Raw genomic sequence first — 14,418 nt, 5'->3', positions numbered from 1 at the left:
CGCAGAGCGCTTAACTCCGCGTCTTCCTTATTGTTCATTCAATCCATCATATTAATTGATGCTTATGCCACTTGTCACCCTTGAAGCGATACAGAAAGATGGATCCTCGCACAGCCCATTCTGCGATCATAGCCACCCATACGCCAATAATGCCAAACCCTAACGTTATGCCTAAGATGTATCCGACAATTACTCTGAACATCCACATTGTCATTAGAGAAACGATGGATGTAAACTTCGAGTCCCCTGCAGCGCGCAGGGCAGAGGGCGTAATAAAGCTGATGGACCATAGAAACGGCTGAGCCAGTCCTGTCATTAACGTAATGGCGAAGATAGTCGGTATGATCTCTTCAGGCGGAGAGAACAATCGCACGATAAACGGAAACATCGGGAACAGAATTGCCCCAGCCACTACAAATGAGAGCGACGACAACCCCAAAAATGACTTAATAAATTTCCTCGCATCCTTCACATTTCGCTGTCCGATGCACTGGCCGACTACGGTGATAACTGCCAGGCTCAACGCATTCGCTCCAATCTGGAACACCAGCGTTATCGAATTACCGATCGCATTAATCGTCAACGCCATCGTGCCTAATTGGACGATGAACGTCTGCGTTAACAGCTTGCCGCCGTTAAAGAACATTTGTTCAGCAGCAAACGGTATGCCGATAAACATAATCTTTCTCTGGAGCTGCATATCAATCTTAAGCGCATTTTTGAGCTGAAAGCGAAGGGAATGATTGTACTTCAACAGGTAAACGATAGCACAGATCATGCCCAACAACCGAGACGTCAGCATCGAAATGATAAGACCGATCACGCCCATATCCAACAGTGTAATAAACACAATATTTAAGATCAGATAGGTCAGATTCAATATTAACGAGAGACCTAGACAGGCCTTCGTATCCGCTACGCCTCGGAGCACCCCGCTCACCGCTTGAAATATCGCAATAAACGGATACGATACGCAGCTGCCAATTAGAAACATTTTCGCCAATCCAAATACTTCAGCATCCGCTTGACCAAACAGCAGGTTCAGTATAGGCGTGTGCAGTACGATAACGAGAGCACTAATAATCACAGATATTACAGTAACTGCAGATATGGCCTGTGCAGCAGCATTAGACACCATCTTCTGATTTCCGCTGCCTTTGTACTGTGCGACGATGACGGTCCCGCCTGTAGCAATTGCAATGAATACATTGATTAAAAATATATTCAACGAGTCCACCATACTAACTGCGCTAACGGCTGCCACACCGGATGAGCTAATCATGGCGGTATTAAGCAGGCTCATAATAATGATGAAGGCCTGGTCCACCAGCAGCGGCAAAATGATGGCAATAATCTGTTTGTAATCAATGGAATCGCCTGTAAAATACTTTTCGAGCAGCGACACGGTTTTCTTTTTTATTGAAGCTGATACGGTTTGAAGCACATCATCACTTCTTTATCAGTATTCCATACCATGGATATGGTTTCTTCCGAGTTAATTAAATATCAAATATTGAGATATGTATGTGAGACCCGTCATACGCAACAAAACCGACTGCGGCAGCATCACAACGTCTCTATCCTGATCGTTGCAGTAGCTGCCGTAGTCGGCTGTATTAATAATAACTATCGATTGGTTGCCTATAGGCTTAAGGAGCTGTCTCTAAAAACTTAACTTCCGGCATCTTACCCATCGCGGTGCGCATCGCATATTCATTTTCAAACAGAGCAACATAATTGTCGTGCCTATCCTTCACGAGCTGCGAATTGATACGGAACTTGGAAGGGTCGATGTCCGGTCCGACAACCCATCGCGCGAATTGGAACGATAAGCGCTGAAGCAACACATCAACGCCGTATTCCGCCTTCATGCGGTGTTCAAACACCTCGAATTGGAGCTGGCCGACCACACCAAGAATGGTTTCATCAAACACTCCCGCATTGCGGAATACTTGAATCGTACCTTCCTCTGTAAGCTGGTCCACACCCTTCTGATACTGCTTATGCTTCAACGCATTCTTCACGGTTACACGCGCGAATATTTCTGGCGAGAACGTCGGCAATTCATCAAAGTGCACTTCCATCCCTTGGCTCAAGCTGTCTCCGATACGGAATATGCCTGGATCGAATAAGCCGATAATATCGCCTGGGTACGCTTCATCCACGATATCACGGTCTTGCGCTAGAAACTGCTGCGGCTGTGACAGCTTAATATCCTTACCGGCACGCACATGTCGAACACTCATACCACGCTCAAACTTCCCGGAGCATATACGCAGGAACGCGATCCGGTCACGGTGAGCAGGGTTCATATTCGCTTGAATCTTGAACACATAGCCTGAGAATTTCTCGTCCGTTGGCTCGATAACACCTTCCGTCGCCTGACGTGAAGCTGGTTTAGGAGCCAGCTGAAGGAAGTTTTCCAGGAATGTCTGCAGCCCGAAGTTGTTGATCGCCGATCCGAAAAATACGGGCGTCAGTTCGCCGCGCTTTACTTTCTCATAATCGAACTCATCACCGGCAACATCCAGCAGTTCAAGCTCTTCGCACAGCTGATCGTGCAAATAATCGCCCGCCATCTTGCGAATTTCTGGATCATGATAATCTTCTACCTTCTGTACCTTGATCGTCGAGTGGTCATCTCCTTGGAAGAGCTCCACTTGATTCTTCATGCGGTCGTATACGCCGCACAGCTCGCGGCCCATACCGATTGGCCAGTTCATCGGCACCGAACGAATACCGAGCACTTGCTCGATCTCTTCCATCAGATCAAACGGGCTGCGACCTTCACGGTCGAGCTTATTGATGAATGTAAAGATCGGAATGCCCCGCTTCGCGCATACCTGGAACAGCTTAATCGTCTGTGCCTCGACACCTTTAGCTACGTCAATCAACATGACAGCAGCATCAGCCGCTGTTAACGTCCGATACGTATCTTCACTGAAGTCTTGGTGACCTGGCGTATCCAAAATATTAATGCGATGCCCGTTATAATCAAACTGCATCACGGAAGACGTAACGGAGATACCCCGCTGCTTCTCAATTTCCATCCAGTCACTTGTTGCGTGCTTACTAGCCTTTCTCGCCTTTACCGTACCGGCAAGTCGGATGGCTCCTCCGAATAGCAGCAGCTTCTCCGTAAGCGTCGTCTTACCAGCATCCGGGTGAGAAATGATCGCGAACGTGCGGCGCTTATCGACCTCTTCAACTAATAGGTCTGTTAACGATTTGCTCATGATATTAATCCTCTCATCTCAAAATCACATAAGGTCAATTGTAACACAATTGAGGATCGTCATAAACGGGAATTTGCATCGAATATAGCGCGCATCACGAGCGACACAGCCTGCTTATTCGAATCTCCTTCAGCCGCATTCTCAACAACTACCCAGTTGCTTGCAATCGTCTGCTTCAATAACGTGATATCTAGACCGCTTAACAGCATTCCATCCATACGTCCTTCTTCTGAGGTATAATCTTCACCATCAGTGAAACTGAATCGTTCTTTCAGCCATCTCTTTAAGCCGTAAACGGTGTTAAAAGTCATCTGATAGCCTTCTTGAACAGCCTTCTTTAGATCCTCGCCATGTTCCTGCGCGTAGCTAACCCAATCCGCATAATGAAAGTACTCATCATCTGCTTCTTGAAGGGTCGTCATATTATTATGCTCGATCCACTGAAGCAGTTGGTCGTCACTATAACCTAAGTGTCTCGCATGCTCCAGATACACCGCGCTATTTTGCGAAAGTCGTACACGTGTCATCATCATCTATCCCTTCCTCATCACAGTTGCATGTCAATTCCATCTAATCAGCAGTATACCACAACTACAGTAATCACATGACCACTCCTGTAATAACATCCTCACATGGACAACCGGGAGCCTTACAGATTGACCCTATATGATAAAGAGGCTGCTCCACTACAATGGAACAGCCTCTTATATAGGTTAAGCATATAGAACGCTCAGGACTGCGTTAGACGCTTATTTCCACACGACAGTATCTTCTTCCTGACCGTTTACCGGCCACCAATGGAATCCGTCCTTCTCAAGCAGCTCATTCGCGCGCTCTGGTCCCCATGATCCAGCTGGGTACATATTCAGCCCCTCGCTGCTATCACGCCATACCTCTGCGATCTTGTCTACGAATGACCAAGCCGCCGACACTTCATCCCAGCGTGTAAAGTATGTAGAATCCCCGCGAGCCGCATCAAAGATCAAGCGTTCATACGCTTCCGGTGTATTGATACCGACTACACAGCTTTGGCAGAAGTCCATGGCAAGCGGTTGAATGCCGCCTTCTGATCCTGGCGTCTTGCCGTTGATTCGCACATAGATCCCTTCACTAGGGTTAACTCGAATAACGAGCAGATTCGGTTCAAGCTTATGCTTCTGTCCCAGATATACATTGGACGGCATGCTCTTGAATTCAACAACCACTTCTGTCGTCTTCACTGGCAGACGCTTGCCTGTACGAATGTAGAACGGAACACCTGCCCAGCGGAAATTGTCCACGAATACGCGAGCAGCAAAGTACGTTTCCGTTACAGAAGCCGGGTTCACCTTGTCTTCTTCACGGTAGCCTGGGAGTTCCTTGCCATTAGCTGCGCCAGCCGCGTATTGACCGCGCACCACATTCTCGTGTACATCCTCTTGTGTCTGGAATTGACGCAAGGAACGAAGCACCTTTACCTTCTCATCACGAATATCTTCAGGATGCAGACGGCTCGGCGGCTCCATCGCAATCATCGTCAGCATCTGCAGCATATGGTTCTGTGCCATATCGCGCAAAGCGCCCGCATGATCGTAGTAGCCTCCGCGTTCTTCTACACCTACTGTTTCCGATAGTGAAATCTGGATGTTCGCGATATGCTTATTGTTCCACAAAGGCTCGAAGAATGCATTCGCGAATCGAATCACTTCAATATTCTGAACCATCTCTTTACCGAGATAGTGGTCAATACGATAAATCTGCTCCTCATCAAATACAGAACGGAGTTCTTTATTCAATTTCTTCGCAGACTCCAGGTCGTAGCCGAATGGCTTCTCAATAACGAGACGCGCCCAGCCTGGTGTTTCCAGCATGCCGCCTGCACGCAAGTTATGTGATACACTGCCAAACAGTTCAGGAGCCAGCGCCATATAGAACAATCGATTACCAGGAATGCTGAACTCTCTTTCGATCTGTTCCGTTTGAAGCTTGAGCTCGCGGAATCCGTCAACATTATTGATGTCGAGGGGTTTATATTCAAAATGCTTCGCAAATTGATTCCACTCATGATCATCTTGAATCTTATAACGACAGAACTCATTAATCGACGCTTGAACATCTTGACGGAATTCATCGTTATTCCGAGGACGACGCGCCAAACCAATGACAGCAAAACGTTCGCCGAGCTTTCCTTCACGGTATAAGCTATAGATTGCTGGGAATAGCTTACGCCGCGCTAAATCTCCAGTAGCGCCAAATATAAAAAAGACGGCACCTTCGGCCAGTATGGAATCTTGATTTTGCATAACAGTCATCTCTCTCCATCATCTCTAGGTTTTCGTTAATATACCACAATTTTTATTTCGAATTTGATGACATTTTAGCATAAAACGGAGCGAGTTTCCATCTTTGCCGTCAAAATGGATGCTAGTACTCACCCGCGATGAGCGGTGTGCCAAATGAAACTCGCGTCTTATGCATGTCGGTATTCTCATGAACCGCGACCTGCAAATTAGCCCGCTTCCCATTCATCATGATGCCATCACCCATGTAATCTGTTTCAAATGATACGCTGATCGTTCGATCATCCTCATAGCGATCAAGTGGTACTGCCTGGCCCCATTCCTTCACAGCTGCCTCCACTCGCTTCCATGCCTCTAAGCGGTCAGCATCAACCTCCGTCTGTACGGTAGCATTCCAACTAGACACATAGCCAGCGTCATAGAGGGCTGTCTCCAGTCTTTCCACTTCAGCAGCGGCCTGGCGCAGTCCGCCTTCTTCTTGACCTTTCACAGTTATGACGTAGTAACCGCGTCCTGTACGCTCATGAAAGAGCAGAACATCTGCCGTCAAGCCTAACATTTGATAGGATGCTCGATACACTTCTCTCCCACGCTCCTGAACTGCTTGCAGCGGCGCACTTATTGCAGCGGCTTCATGCCAGCGTTCACGCTCAGACTTCCATGTTGCTCCATCAGCAGGGAAATTCCCCTGCAGCATCACTTGCGTATGAAGCCTGCTTCCTTTCGTTAGATCAGCTAGTACCCGGAGCATGTTAACTCGCTCAGACAAGTGCTCTTGCTTCTTATTATGGTCAACACTTTCGGTGGAGTATGTTTTATTCCAGTATGCCCCTCCACCGATACAGGCCAGCATGATCAGGCATAAGCCTGCTGATATTGCTCCCTTATTCCATTGCAGCATCACGTCTTCTTCCCCCATTCATTTCAATAGGTTCCAAGCTCTACGTATTATGCCGGCTTAATCCTGATGACAATTTAGGCCTTTCCTTAATGTCCTACTATAGGTTTCTGACTATACACTCCCGCCCCTCGGCGAATACACTGCTGTCAGATATATTCAGAGAAGGAGGTATTCCCATGATTAATATCCCCTTGCATGAAGATTACATTTCACAATGTTTCGGAAGCGATGTTTGCGTCGTCATGATGGATGGTACAAGACATTACGGAACTTTGAGCGCGTTCCAAAACGGGAGATTGTTTCTCAATGGTGGAGAAAAGAATTCTGTACAGCAAGAATCAAGTGCTCCTAACTCTTCAAAGAAGAAAAAAGGCAAGCGTTCGAAGAAGACTTCAGCAGCGAAATCCATATCTGCATTGGGACCAGAAGGTCGTGACGATACATTCGGCGCTTCTTTTTACGGCTCGCCAATCGGGTTGGATCTGGGTCAAGTCGATTTACTCTTTCTGTACTTTTTTTAATTATCCTGCTTCCCCGATACAACTTCCCCTTATACGACACAACCCGGCAAACTGTGCGACCAGTTGCCGGGTTGTCGTTTCTTGTTTATTTACTTAATCCGTTCCTGTAAGCATATATCGCCGCTTGAGTGCGGTCTTCTACACCAAGCTTAGCCAATATATTGGTGACATGGAACTTGACTGTCTTAATACCGATAAACAGATCATCCGCGATATCTTGATTCGATTTGCCCTGAGCCAGCAGCCGCAAGACATCCATCTCACGTTCTGTCAATTGCTCGTGCGCCGCCTGTGCCGGCTTAGGTTGTCTAAAGCGATTCATCATCTTAGAGGCAACCTGAGATTCCAATACCGATTGTCCTCTTGCCGCGGCACGGATCGCATCGGCAATTTCTGTCGCGCGAGATGTTTTCAACAGATAGCTGAACGCCCCCGCTTCAATGACCGGATACATCTTCTCATCATCCAAGTAACTGGTTAGTACGATGACTTTGCAGTCCGGATACAATTGCAGCAGCTTGCGCGTCGACTCGATACCGTCCATACCATCCATGACCAGATCCATCAATACGACATCCGGCTTATACTCCTGTGCAAGTCGGATACCATCTTCTCCATTGCTTGCTTCTCCAATCACCTCGATACCATCCTCAGTGCTCAGCACAGCAGCCAAACCGATACGCACCATCTCGTGATCATCGACGAGCAGCACCTTTATCTCATTTTCCATCTCCAGACTCAGATCCATCTCCATTGATCCCATCTCCAACTTCATCCTCCCCCCACATCGAATCATTTTTCACTAGCGGTACCCGGATTTCGATACGTGTTCCTTTATCAGGCGCAGTGATGATCTGAATAGAGCCTCCAATTTCATTCACGCGCTCTTGCATTGTACGCAGACCATAACTGGCTTGCTTCTGAACATCCCAGTTAAAGCCAACCCCATTATCTCGAATCATAAGCCGCACCGAATCATTACGGTTCTGAAGCTTAATCTCCATTCGTTCCGCCTTCGAATGGCGAAGAGCATTGGACAGCGCTTCTTGTACGATACGGAACAAGTGGTTCTCTACACCCTTCAATAGATGAATCTCCTCATCTACCTCACAATGAATCTCAATCGGAACTTTGGTTTGCAGCTCTTGCACAAGTTCACGCAATCCTTGTACCAGTCCCTTTCCTTCCAGATGAACTGGACGCAGATGCAGCAGCAGCGCCCTCATCTCAGACTGCGCGACGGAGGCCATCTCTTCAATCAGCTCGACCTGCCGTTCAGCTCGATCAAAGTCGCGACCCAACGTTCGCTTAACAGCTGTAGCTGTCATCGATATCGCAAATAGCTGCTGGCTGACGGCATCGTGCAGTTCTCGCGCCAATCGTTGCCGCTCTTCAATGATCGCGGTTACACGTGCTTGCTCCGCTAATTGTGCATTGTTAGTGGACAAGCGCTGCAGGGAAGTTACTTGCTCTTCCCAACGCTTGCTTACTCGCTCCAATTGTTCAGCAAGCTGTCCAAGCTCATCATTGCCGATATCCGGCATCGGTCGGGACAGATTCCCCTTCTCCAAGAGCAGCATCGATTCGCGCAAGACTTCAATTCTACGCTTCATTCGGTAGCCTTGAATGAAACCGAACAGCAGAGCAATGAAACCGACGACAATAAGTGTCGACAGTGTCGCCCATACACCTTCTCTCCATGTTTCATACGGCTGCACAAATCCCGAAGACTGCAGCATATAGGAAATGGCAAAGAAGAGTACGAATGCCAGCAACATGGACTCTCCAATTGTACGCAACACCATATTCGCAGGTTTCTTCGAATTCATCCGGTTCGTCTCCTTTATCAATGCAGTCTTATATCTATATCTCCTACGATATAGGATAAATTCAGTTTGACTCGCTGGTCGGCAGAATCATAATTAGGAGAACGCCACTTCCATCGATTGAAGAAGCCTGTTTCTCGTTCAAGACCAAGATCAATCTGTCCAAATAGAACGGTTGCTTCTATCTCAACTCCTACATCATCTGGAATCATAATATCCATATCTCCCAGCACGCCTTGGAATAGCAGAGACGTCTCTTTCTCTCCAAGAATAGCCAGCGATAAGTCAATATCACTCTCCCCTACGATATGCCATAAGCTTTGTGAGGATAATTGGTACGGCTCGCGGTCCCACTTCAGCATGGTTGTGAGGCTGTGCCGCTTCATCACATGCTGATCCTTCTGAATCTTTTGCGAACGATAATAGAAGAACACTAAGGACAATATGAAGAGGCCGATAAATAAGGCAAGGTGCTCAAGCAGGATTATCGATGCGCCGACTCCTATCAAGATATATCCAAGCTTACCTTCCGCCTCTTGAACTTTACGAATACCTAACACGATCATGATCAGCGCGACGATTGTCCCGAAGGTTAGCCATTTGCTAATTATGATCAATAGCCCAATCGCGATGAGTACATAGGCAAGTATTCGGTTATTCATATCTTAGCCGCACCTCCCTGTCTGTCAACTTTCATAGATGTAAGTTCAAGCGTTTATGATATAGATGCAACAGCGGCGATGCTAGTCGCATCGCCGCATGCCTTATTGATAAGAATACCATAATTCGATCGGATTCCCCAATAGTTTATTCCGTTTTGCCAAGCTTTTGCTTCATAGCAGCAAGCTGCTCTTCTACTTTAAGCTGCTTCTCTACATCAACTGGCGGCTGATAAGTTGTCATGCCTGCAGAATAAGGAACACGCATAACTTCTGCTTCTGCCTCCATCTGCATGATCTTCTCTTCCATACGGTGGAAGCCACGGGATGCGCCGCCGCTTTCGATGGTATGGACCGTACTGATGGAAGACATTTGCTTGCGAGCCTCAGCCATTTGAGCACGAGCTACCAGTTCATTGCGCTTGTTGCGCAGCTTGTAGAATTCATCCTTCATCGAGTGCATTTGCTGCATCAGCTCTTGAGCTTGTGCATGCGCTTGAGCATGGAGATCGCCATACTCTTGAATCTTTTGATCGAAGTACAATTTCTCTTCCAGCAATTTGCGAGCCATCTCTTCATGTCCTGCAACAATTGCGCGCTCTGCTTGTGCTTCACGCTCAGCACCCATGCGGATTGCTTCGTCGTAGCGCTGCTTCATGCGGCGCTCATTTGCCATTTGCTTCGCGACTGTAACCTCTGCCTCGTGGATTTCAGCCTCCATGTCGCGCAGATATTGGTTCAACATAACAACTGGGTTCTCCACTTTATCAAGCATGTCATGCATCGATGCCTTTGTCATATCTTTAATTCGTTTGAATACTCCCATTTTATTATTCCCCTTTCTCGAGTTTCGCGAGCTTTTCGCGAAGTTGTTGGATTTCATTCTTCATAGCCTTCTTCTCGATATCATCCATCATGGAATCAATCGATGAGGTTTGATTGTTCGACTGGTTGTACTCTTTAGAGTAGTAGTCACGATTACGGTGCTGATCACGGTCTTGGTTATAGCCATTGTAGCTATTGGGATTATATCCGTTTGGTCCATACCCGTTCGAATTATTTCTGTTCGGATCATAATATCCTTGACCACCATAATAGTTCATTGGTCCATATGGTGAACGCGGCTCCTTCGGAACTACCAAAGCGATGATGAAGTAAGCGATCAATAGTGTGAATCCAGAGAAGACGACACCAATGACGAACAGGATCCGAACTAATGTAGCATCAATATTCAACCAATCTGCGATACCGGCACATAAACCGGTAAGCTTAGAATCGCGTGTAGAGCGATACAATTTCTTATTCATGCGTTACCTCACTCCTTAGGTCGGTTCAACTTCTGCTTCAAGCGCTCCATCTCTTGCTGCAGTTGGGATTCCTTCTCATAGGACGAGCGGTAACTTCCTTCGTTCATACGGCGAACATCTCGTAAACTCTGAGATTCCCACTCCATGTCCGTTACACGGTCGTCTAGACGTCGGAACATATTATCTACCTGCTGCCCACCGTAGAATCCAGCGCGTTCATTCATGCGCTGCTGCAGACGCAATGTTTGCATGCGGGCGATGTACATCTGACGCTTGTCATATACCGTTTGGAACTCGCTCTTCAGCGTGTGAATTTGCTCTTCCAATTCAAGAATCGCTTGCTTGCTCTTATCGTACAGCTCTCCGTAATTCTTCGCCTTTTCCTCGTGCATTAATTTCTCTTGAAGAGCCAGCTTAGCTGCATATTCTTCGTTTGCTTTAAGGGCAACCATCGCTTGCTGCTCCCGACGGTCGCGCAATTCAATCGCTTGCTTCAATTGCTGCTTCATCTGGTTAGCGTGCATCACATACTGCTGATACAAACGCTCTGCTTCGCCAATCTCCTGCTGAGTTTGCATCAGGAACTGATCGATCAAGCGAACAGGATCTTCTGACTTTTCCAGGTGTTCGTTCAAGGTAGCAACTGTGATGTCACGAACGCGTCTTATAATATTATTACTCATGCATCGTTAACCTCCTTAACCCATCATTCATTTCACTCAATAGCGATATCGCTTATTTCCTTTATGTGTTAGCAGCGCTATACCCCATACAACTAACCCTATCCCGATGATAATTCCGATCAACCAAGAGAACTTGCCGATCAGTGAAATGGCACCTATGATGATGAACACCCAGCCGAAGAATGAATTTCCAGCCTTTACACCATAGTAGCCCAGTGCTATAATCGCGATTGGTATAAGATATCCCATCAATCCGCCGAGCAGAAAGCTCATCTTGCTCAAAAGGATGAAAGCGCCTAATCCGATAAGTAGTAATGCCAGTGTATTTCCTTTCCTTTGCATCGTACCGTCACCACCTTTCGATATCGTTTGCTTATGTCTTTATTTTAGGCTGTTTGTCGTTTCATCAAAACAGGCTCCGGACGGTTTTTGTACCTAGACCGAAGTCGGGGAACGAGACAGACCGCAGCCAGAACACATCCTTACACTTCACGAAACCAATGCCTTCCATGTTACGTATACAATTCCATATAAGCCCATTGCATAGCAGTCGTCTCGATTGCTTCACGATGGAGCCTGTCAACCAGGAGTGATGCTATGGAAACCTTGTACTGGGGGCTGATTATATTCGGCATCCTATATGCCTTAGTCACCCTCATATTCAGCGACGTCATCGAGCATTCGATCGAAGTCTTGTTCGGCGAGACTGACCTCCCCTTCTTCAACCCAACAGTGCTCGTTAGCGGATTAACATCAATCGGAGCTGCCGGCATCCTGCTGACTCGATACACGGCACTTGCCGCAGGCTGGATCATCGCAATAGCGATTCTGATTGCAATCGTAGTTTCTATTGGTGTCTTCTTTCTATATATAAAGCCAATGGAGAATCGAGAAAACTCAGTAGGATACTCTATGCGAGACCTTGAAGGCACTATAGGCGAAGTCAGCATCCCTATTCCGGCCAAAGGCTACGGAGAGGTGATCATCAGAATTGGGATCGGCAATACGAATCATATAGCCGCATCCTGGGATGGAATTGATATCCCGCGGGACACACGTGTTGTTATAGTAGAAGCGAAAGATAACACAGTCTATGTCTCACCGCTTGAAACCGATGTATTGTCCTAATGAATCCACACCATGGCTGCACACATAATCAAACTTTTCGCACGGATGATACGCTATATGTAAATATGGTTTTAGCCAGAATGTCTATCGCATTCTGAAACTTTATATGATGGGAGTGTCATGCTATGCAAGATTTTTTGATTATTCCACTCATCGTTGTAGGGGTAATCGTCGTGCTTGGCCTTGCCTTCTGGGCACGCTACAAGACGGTTAGCCCTGATGAGGCCATGATCGTAACAGGTACATATCTAGGTACGAAAAATGTTTCAACAGACGAATCAGGCCGTAAAATGAAGATCGTTCGCGGCGGCGGCGCATTTATCGTGCCGATATTCCAGCAATCACAGTTCTTATCTCTATTGTCGCACAAGTTGGATGTTATGACCCCAGAGGTTTATACCGAACAAGGCGTACCTGTCATGACAGATGCAGTAGCCATTATTAAGATTGGTGGTACTGTAGAGGACATCGCTACTGCAGCGGAGCAATTCCTTGGCAAGCCTACAGAGGGCTTGAAGTCAGAGGCTCAAGAAGTATTGGAAGGTCACTTGCGTTCAATCCTGGGTTCTATGACCGTCGAGGAAATGTACCGCAACCGAGACCGTTTCGCGCAAGAGGTTCAAGCTATTGCTGCGAAGGATCTGAAGAAGATGGGTCTGCAGATCGTCTCCTTTACGATCAAGGATGTACGCGATAAGCATGGATATCTCGACGCTCTCGGTAAACCTCGGATCGCAGCAGTTAAGCGTGACGCAGACATTGCTGAAGCGGAAGCAGTTCGTGACTCTCGAATTCAGAAGGCGAAGGCTGAAGAAGAAGGTCAGAAAGCAGAATTGCTGCGTGACACGAATGTGGCCGAAGCCAGCAAGGATAAGGAACTGAAGGTCGCATCATTCAAACGTGAACAAGATATGGCTCGAGCAGAAGCTGACCAGGCTTATCACATTCAAGAAGCGCGCTCCAAGCAGAGTGTGGTCGAAGAGCAGATGCGAGTTGAATTGGTTCGTAAGGAACGTGAGATTGATCTCGAAACAAAAGAAATTCTGCGTCGTGAGAAACAGTACGATTCCGAAGTGAAGAAGAAAGCCGATGCTGAGCGTTATGCAGTAGTTCAATCGGCTGAAGCTGAAAAATCACGGAAAGTGCTAGAAGCTGATGCCTTGCAGTATCGTATCGAAGCTGAAGCGAAAGCGTTGGCTGAACAGAAGCGTCTCGAAGGCTTTGCGATTGCCGATGCTGATCGCGCTCGTGGTACGGCAGACGCGGATATTATCCGCTTGCGCGGTATTGCGGAAGCGGAAGCGAAGCAGAAGCTTGCTGAAGCATTTAATGTATTCGGAGAGGCTGCGGTTCTTGATATCGTCGTTAAGATGCTTCCAGAGCTGGCATCTAAGATCGCAGAGCCGCTCAAATCGATTGATAATATAACTGTGGTAGATACCGGCAATGGTGAAGGGGCTAATCGAATCAGCAATTATGTAACCCAATTGATGGCGACAGCACCTCAGATGATTAAACAAGTATCCGGTCTTGACATTGTAGATATGATTCAGAACTTAACAGAGCCGAAACCAGCGCCAGTTGAGCCTAAGACTGTCATTGCTGCTGATGCAATGACTCCTACGCAAGAATAAGCTCAAGCACTCATTATTAATACTGTGCCCCTATTGGATTAGTCATCGACTATTGTCCAATAGGGGCATTTTATACAGCTCATAAATAAGGCATCTGATATGCTGCTGCAACAAAAAAAAAAGCACTCCATCAGTCGACTGACTGTGAAATACTTATCTGTAATAAGTGGTGCCGGTGAGAGGACTCGAACCTCCACGGTTTCCCTCACGATTTTGAGTCGCGCGCGTCTGCCATTCCGCCACA

The 14,418-nt window shown here is 47.1% G+C and carries 15 protein-coding genes; 3 read left to right on the top strand and 12 right to left on the bottom strand.

Going from position 1 to position 14,418, the window contains the following annotated elements:
* Positions 1 to 46: 46 nt before the first annotated feature.
* The 5 genes from AC3WTP_RS06000 to AC3WTP_RS05980 all read right to left on the bottom strand — a co-directional run bounded on the left by AC3WTP_RS06000 (position 47) and on the right by AC3WTP_RS05980 (position 6,416).
* On the bottom strand, positions 47 to 1,444 hold the full coding sequence (locus tag AC3WTP_RS06000) for an MATE family efflux transporter (RefSeq protein WP_492393684.1): 1,398 nt from the start codon (positions 1,442 to 1,444) through the stop codon (positions 47 to 49).
* 205 nt (positions 1,445 to 1,649) lie between these two features.
* Entirely contained in the window at positions 1,650 to 3,236 is a 1,587-nt protein-coding gene (locus tag AC3WTP_RS05995; RefSeq protein ID WP_492393683.1) for a peptide chain release factor 3, read from the bottom strand.
* 59 nt (positions 3,237 to 3,295) lie between these two features.
* The gene (locus AC3WTP_RS05990) at positions 3,296 to 3,769 is read right to left on the bottom strand and encodes a hypothetical protein (RefSeq protein WP_492393682.1); all 474 of its coding nucleotides are present in this window, start codon (positions 3,767 to 3,769) and stop codon (positions 3,296 to 3,298) included.
* 216 nt (positions 3,770 to 3,985) lie between these two features.
* Complete coding sequence (gene zwf, locus AC3WTP_RS05985; RefSeq protein ID WP_492393681.1) at positions 3,986 to 5,527, bottom strand: glucose-6-phosphate dehydrogenase; 1,542 nt, start codon at positions 5,525 to 5,527, stop codon at positions 3,986 to 3,988.
* A gap of 112 nt (positions 5,528 to 5,639) precedes the next feature.
* Positions 5,640 to 6,416 (bottom strand): YwmB family TATA-box binding protein, encoded by a 777-nt coding sequence (locus tag AC3WTP_RS05980; RefSeq protein WP_492393960.1) that lies wholly within the window; start codon positions 6,414 to 6,416, stop codon positions 5,640 to 5,642.
* A gap of 176 nt (positions 6,417 to 6,592) precedes the next feature.
* Between AC3WTP_RS05980 and AC3WTP_RS05975 the strand changes: the two genes are divergently transcribed.
* Positions 6,593 to 6,937 (top strand): hypothetical protein, encoded by a 345-nt coding sequence (locus AC3WTP_RS05975; RefSeq protein WP_492393680.1) that lies wholly within the window; start codon positions 6,593 to 6,595, stop codon positions 6,935 to 6,937.
* Between the two features lie 85 nt (positions 6,938 to 7,022).
* Here AC3WTP_RS05975 and AC3WTP_RS05970 read toward each other — a convergent pair whose 3' ends face one another.
* The 7 genes from AC3WTP_RS05970 to AC3WTP_RS05940 all read right to left on the bottom strand — a co-directional run bounded on the left by AC3WTP_RS05970 (position 7,023) and on the right by AC3WTP_RS05940 (position 11,754).
* On the bottom strand, positions 7,023 to 7,667 hold the full coding sequence (locus AC3WTP_RS05970; protein WP_492393959.1) for a response regulator: 645 nt from the start codon (positions 7,665 to 7,667) through the stop codon (positions 7,023 to 7,025).
* Entirely contained in the window at positions 7,657 to 8,766 is a 1,110-nt protein-coding gene (locus tag AC3WTP_RS05965; protein ID WP_492393679.1) for a sensor histidine kinase, read from the bottom strand. The genes AC3WTP_RS05970 and AC3WTP_RS05965 overlap by 11 nt, the downstream gene beginning before the upstream one ends.
* Positions 8,767 to 8,783: 17 nt before the next feature.
* Positions 8,784 to 9,425 carry a cell wall-active antibiotics response protein LiaF gene (gene liaF / locus AC3WTP_RS05960; protein ID WP_492393678.1) on the bottom strand — a complete coding sequence of 214 codons (642 nt, stop codon included), beginning with the start codon at positions 9,423 to 9,425 and terminating at the stop codon, positions 8,784 to 8,786.
* 145 nt (positions 9,426 to 9,570) lie between these two features.
* Entirely contained in the window at positions 9,571 to 10,248 is a 678-nt protein-coding gene (locus tag AC3WTP_RS05955) for a PspA/IM30 family protein (RefSeq protein WP_492393677.1), read from the bottom strand.
* A gap of 4 nt (positions 10,249 to 10,252) precedes the next feature.
* Positions 10,253 to 10,729, bottom strand: coding sequence for a PspC domain-containing protein (locus AC3WTP_RS05950; RefSeq protein ID WP_492393676.1), 477 nt, complete (start codon positions 10,727 to 10,729; stop codon positions 10,253 to 10,255).
* An 8-nt stretch (positions 10,730 to 10,737) separates the two neighbouring features.
* Complete coding sequence (locus AC3WTP_RS05945) at positions 10,738 to 11,412, bottom strand: PspA/IM30 family protein (protein ID WP_492393675.1); 675 nt, start codon at positions 11,410 to 11,412, stop codon at positions 10,738 to 10,740.
* Positions 11,413 to 11,448: 36 nt separating this feature from the next.
* The gene (locus tag AC3WTP_RS05940; RefSeq protein WP_492393674.1) at positions 11,449 to 11,754 is read right to left on the bottom strand and encodes a hypothetical protein; all 306 of its coding nucleotides are present in this window, start codon (positions 11,752 to 11,754) and stop codon (positions 11,449 to 11,451) included.
* A gap of 255 nt (positions 11,755 to 12,009) precedes the next feature.
* Between AC3WTP_RS05940 and AC3WTP_RS05935 the strand changes: the two genes are divergently transcribed.
* Positions 12,010 to 12,540 carry an NfeD family membrane protein gene (locus AC3WTP_RS05935; protein ID WP_492393673.1) on the top strand — a complete coding sequence of 177 codons (531 nt, stop codon included), beginning with the start codon at positions 12,010 to 12,012 and terminating at the stop codon, positions 12,538 to 12,540.
* Positions 12,541 to 12,665: 125 nt separating this feature from the next.
* Positions 12,666 to 14,174 (top strand): flotillin lipid rafts scaffold protein FloT, encoded by a 1,509-nt coding sequence (floT, locus tag AC3WTP_RS05930; protein ID WP_492393672.1) that lies wholly within the window; start codon positions 12,666 to 12,668, stop codon positions 14,172 to 14,174.
* Positions 14,175 to 14,418 lie beyond the last annotated feature (244 nt).

Source organism: Paenibacillus sp. EB106-04-04-XG159 (assembly GCF_058791835.1).
The sequence above is the reverse complement of the archived record's forward strand: the minus strand, read 5'-3'. Positions and strand labels throughout refer to the sequence as shown.

Excerpts from the sequence above, each read along its gene's own strand:
- AC3WTP_RS05995 (WP_492393683.1), bottom strand. The coding sequence starts at position 3,236 with ATGAGCAAATCGTTAACAGACCTATTAGTTGAAGAGGTCGATAAGCGC.
- AC3WTP_RS05950 (WP_492393676.1), bottom strand. The coding sequence starts at position 10,729 with ATGAATAAGAAATTGTATCGCTCTACACGCGATTCTAAGCTTACCGGT.
- AC3WTP_RS05975 (WP_492393680.1), top strand. The coding sequence starts at position 6,593 with ATGATTAATATCCCCTTGCATGAAGATTACATTTCACAATGTTTCGGA.
- AC3WTP_RS05935 (WP_492393673.1), top strand. The coding sequence starts at position 12,010 with ATGGAAACCTTGTACTGGGGGCTGATTATATTCGGCATCCTATATGCC.
- floT (WP_492393672.1), top strand. The coding sequence starts at position 12,666 with ATGCAAGATTTTTTGATTATTCCACTCATCGTTGTAGGGGTAATCGTC.
- liaF (WP_492393678.1), bottom strand. The coding sequence starts at position 9,425 with ATGAATAACCGAATACTTGCCTATGTACTCATCGCGATTGGGCTATTG.
- AC3WTP_RS05940 (WP_492393674.1), bottom strand. The coding sequence starts at position 11,754 with ATGCAAAGGAAAGGAAATACACTGGCATTACTACTTATCGGATTAGGC.
- AC3WTP_RS05990 (WP_492393682.1), bottom strand. The coding sequence starts at position 3,769 with ATGATGATGACACGTGTACGACTTTCGCAAAATAGCGCGGTGTATCTG.
- zwf (WP_492393681.1), bottom strand. The coding sequence starts at position 5,527 with ATGACTGTTATGCAAAATCAAGATTCCATACTGGCCGAAGGTGCCGTC.
- AC3WTP_RS05955 (WP_492393677.1), bottom strand. The coding sequence starts at position 10,248 with ATGGGAGTATTCAAACGAATTAAAGATATGACAAAGGCATCGATGCAT.
- AC3WTP_RS05945 (WP_492393675.1), bottom strand. The coding sequence starts at position 11,412 with ATGAGTAATAATATTATAAGACGCGTTCGTGACATCACAGTTGCTACC.
- AC3WTP_RS05980 (WP_492393960.1), bottom strand. The coding sequence starts at position 6,416 with ATGCTGCAATGGAATAAGGGAGCAATATCAGCAGGCTTATGCCTGATC.
- AC3WTP_RS05970 (WP_492393959.1), bottom strand. The coding sequence starts at position 7,667 with ATGGAAAATGAGATAAAGGTGCTGCTCGTCGATGATCACGAGATGGTG.
- AC3WTP_RS05965 (WP_492393679.1), bottom strand. The coding sequence starts at position 8,766 with ATGAATTCGAAGAAACCTGCGAATATGGTGTTGCGTACAATTGGAGAG.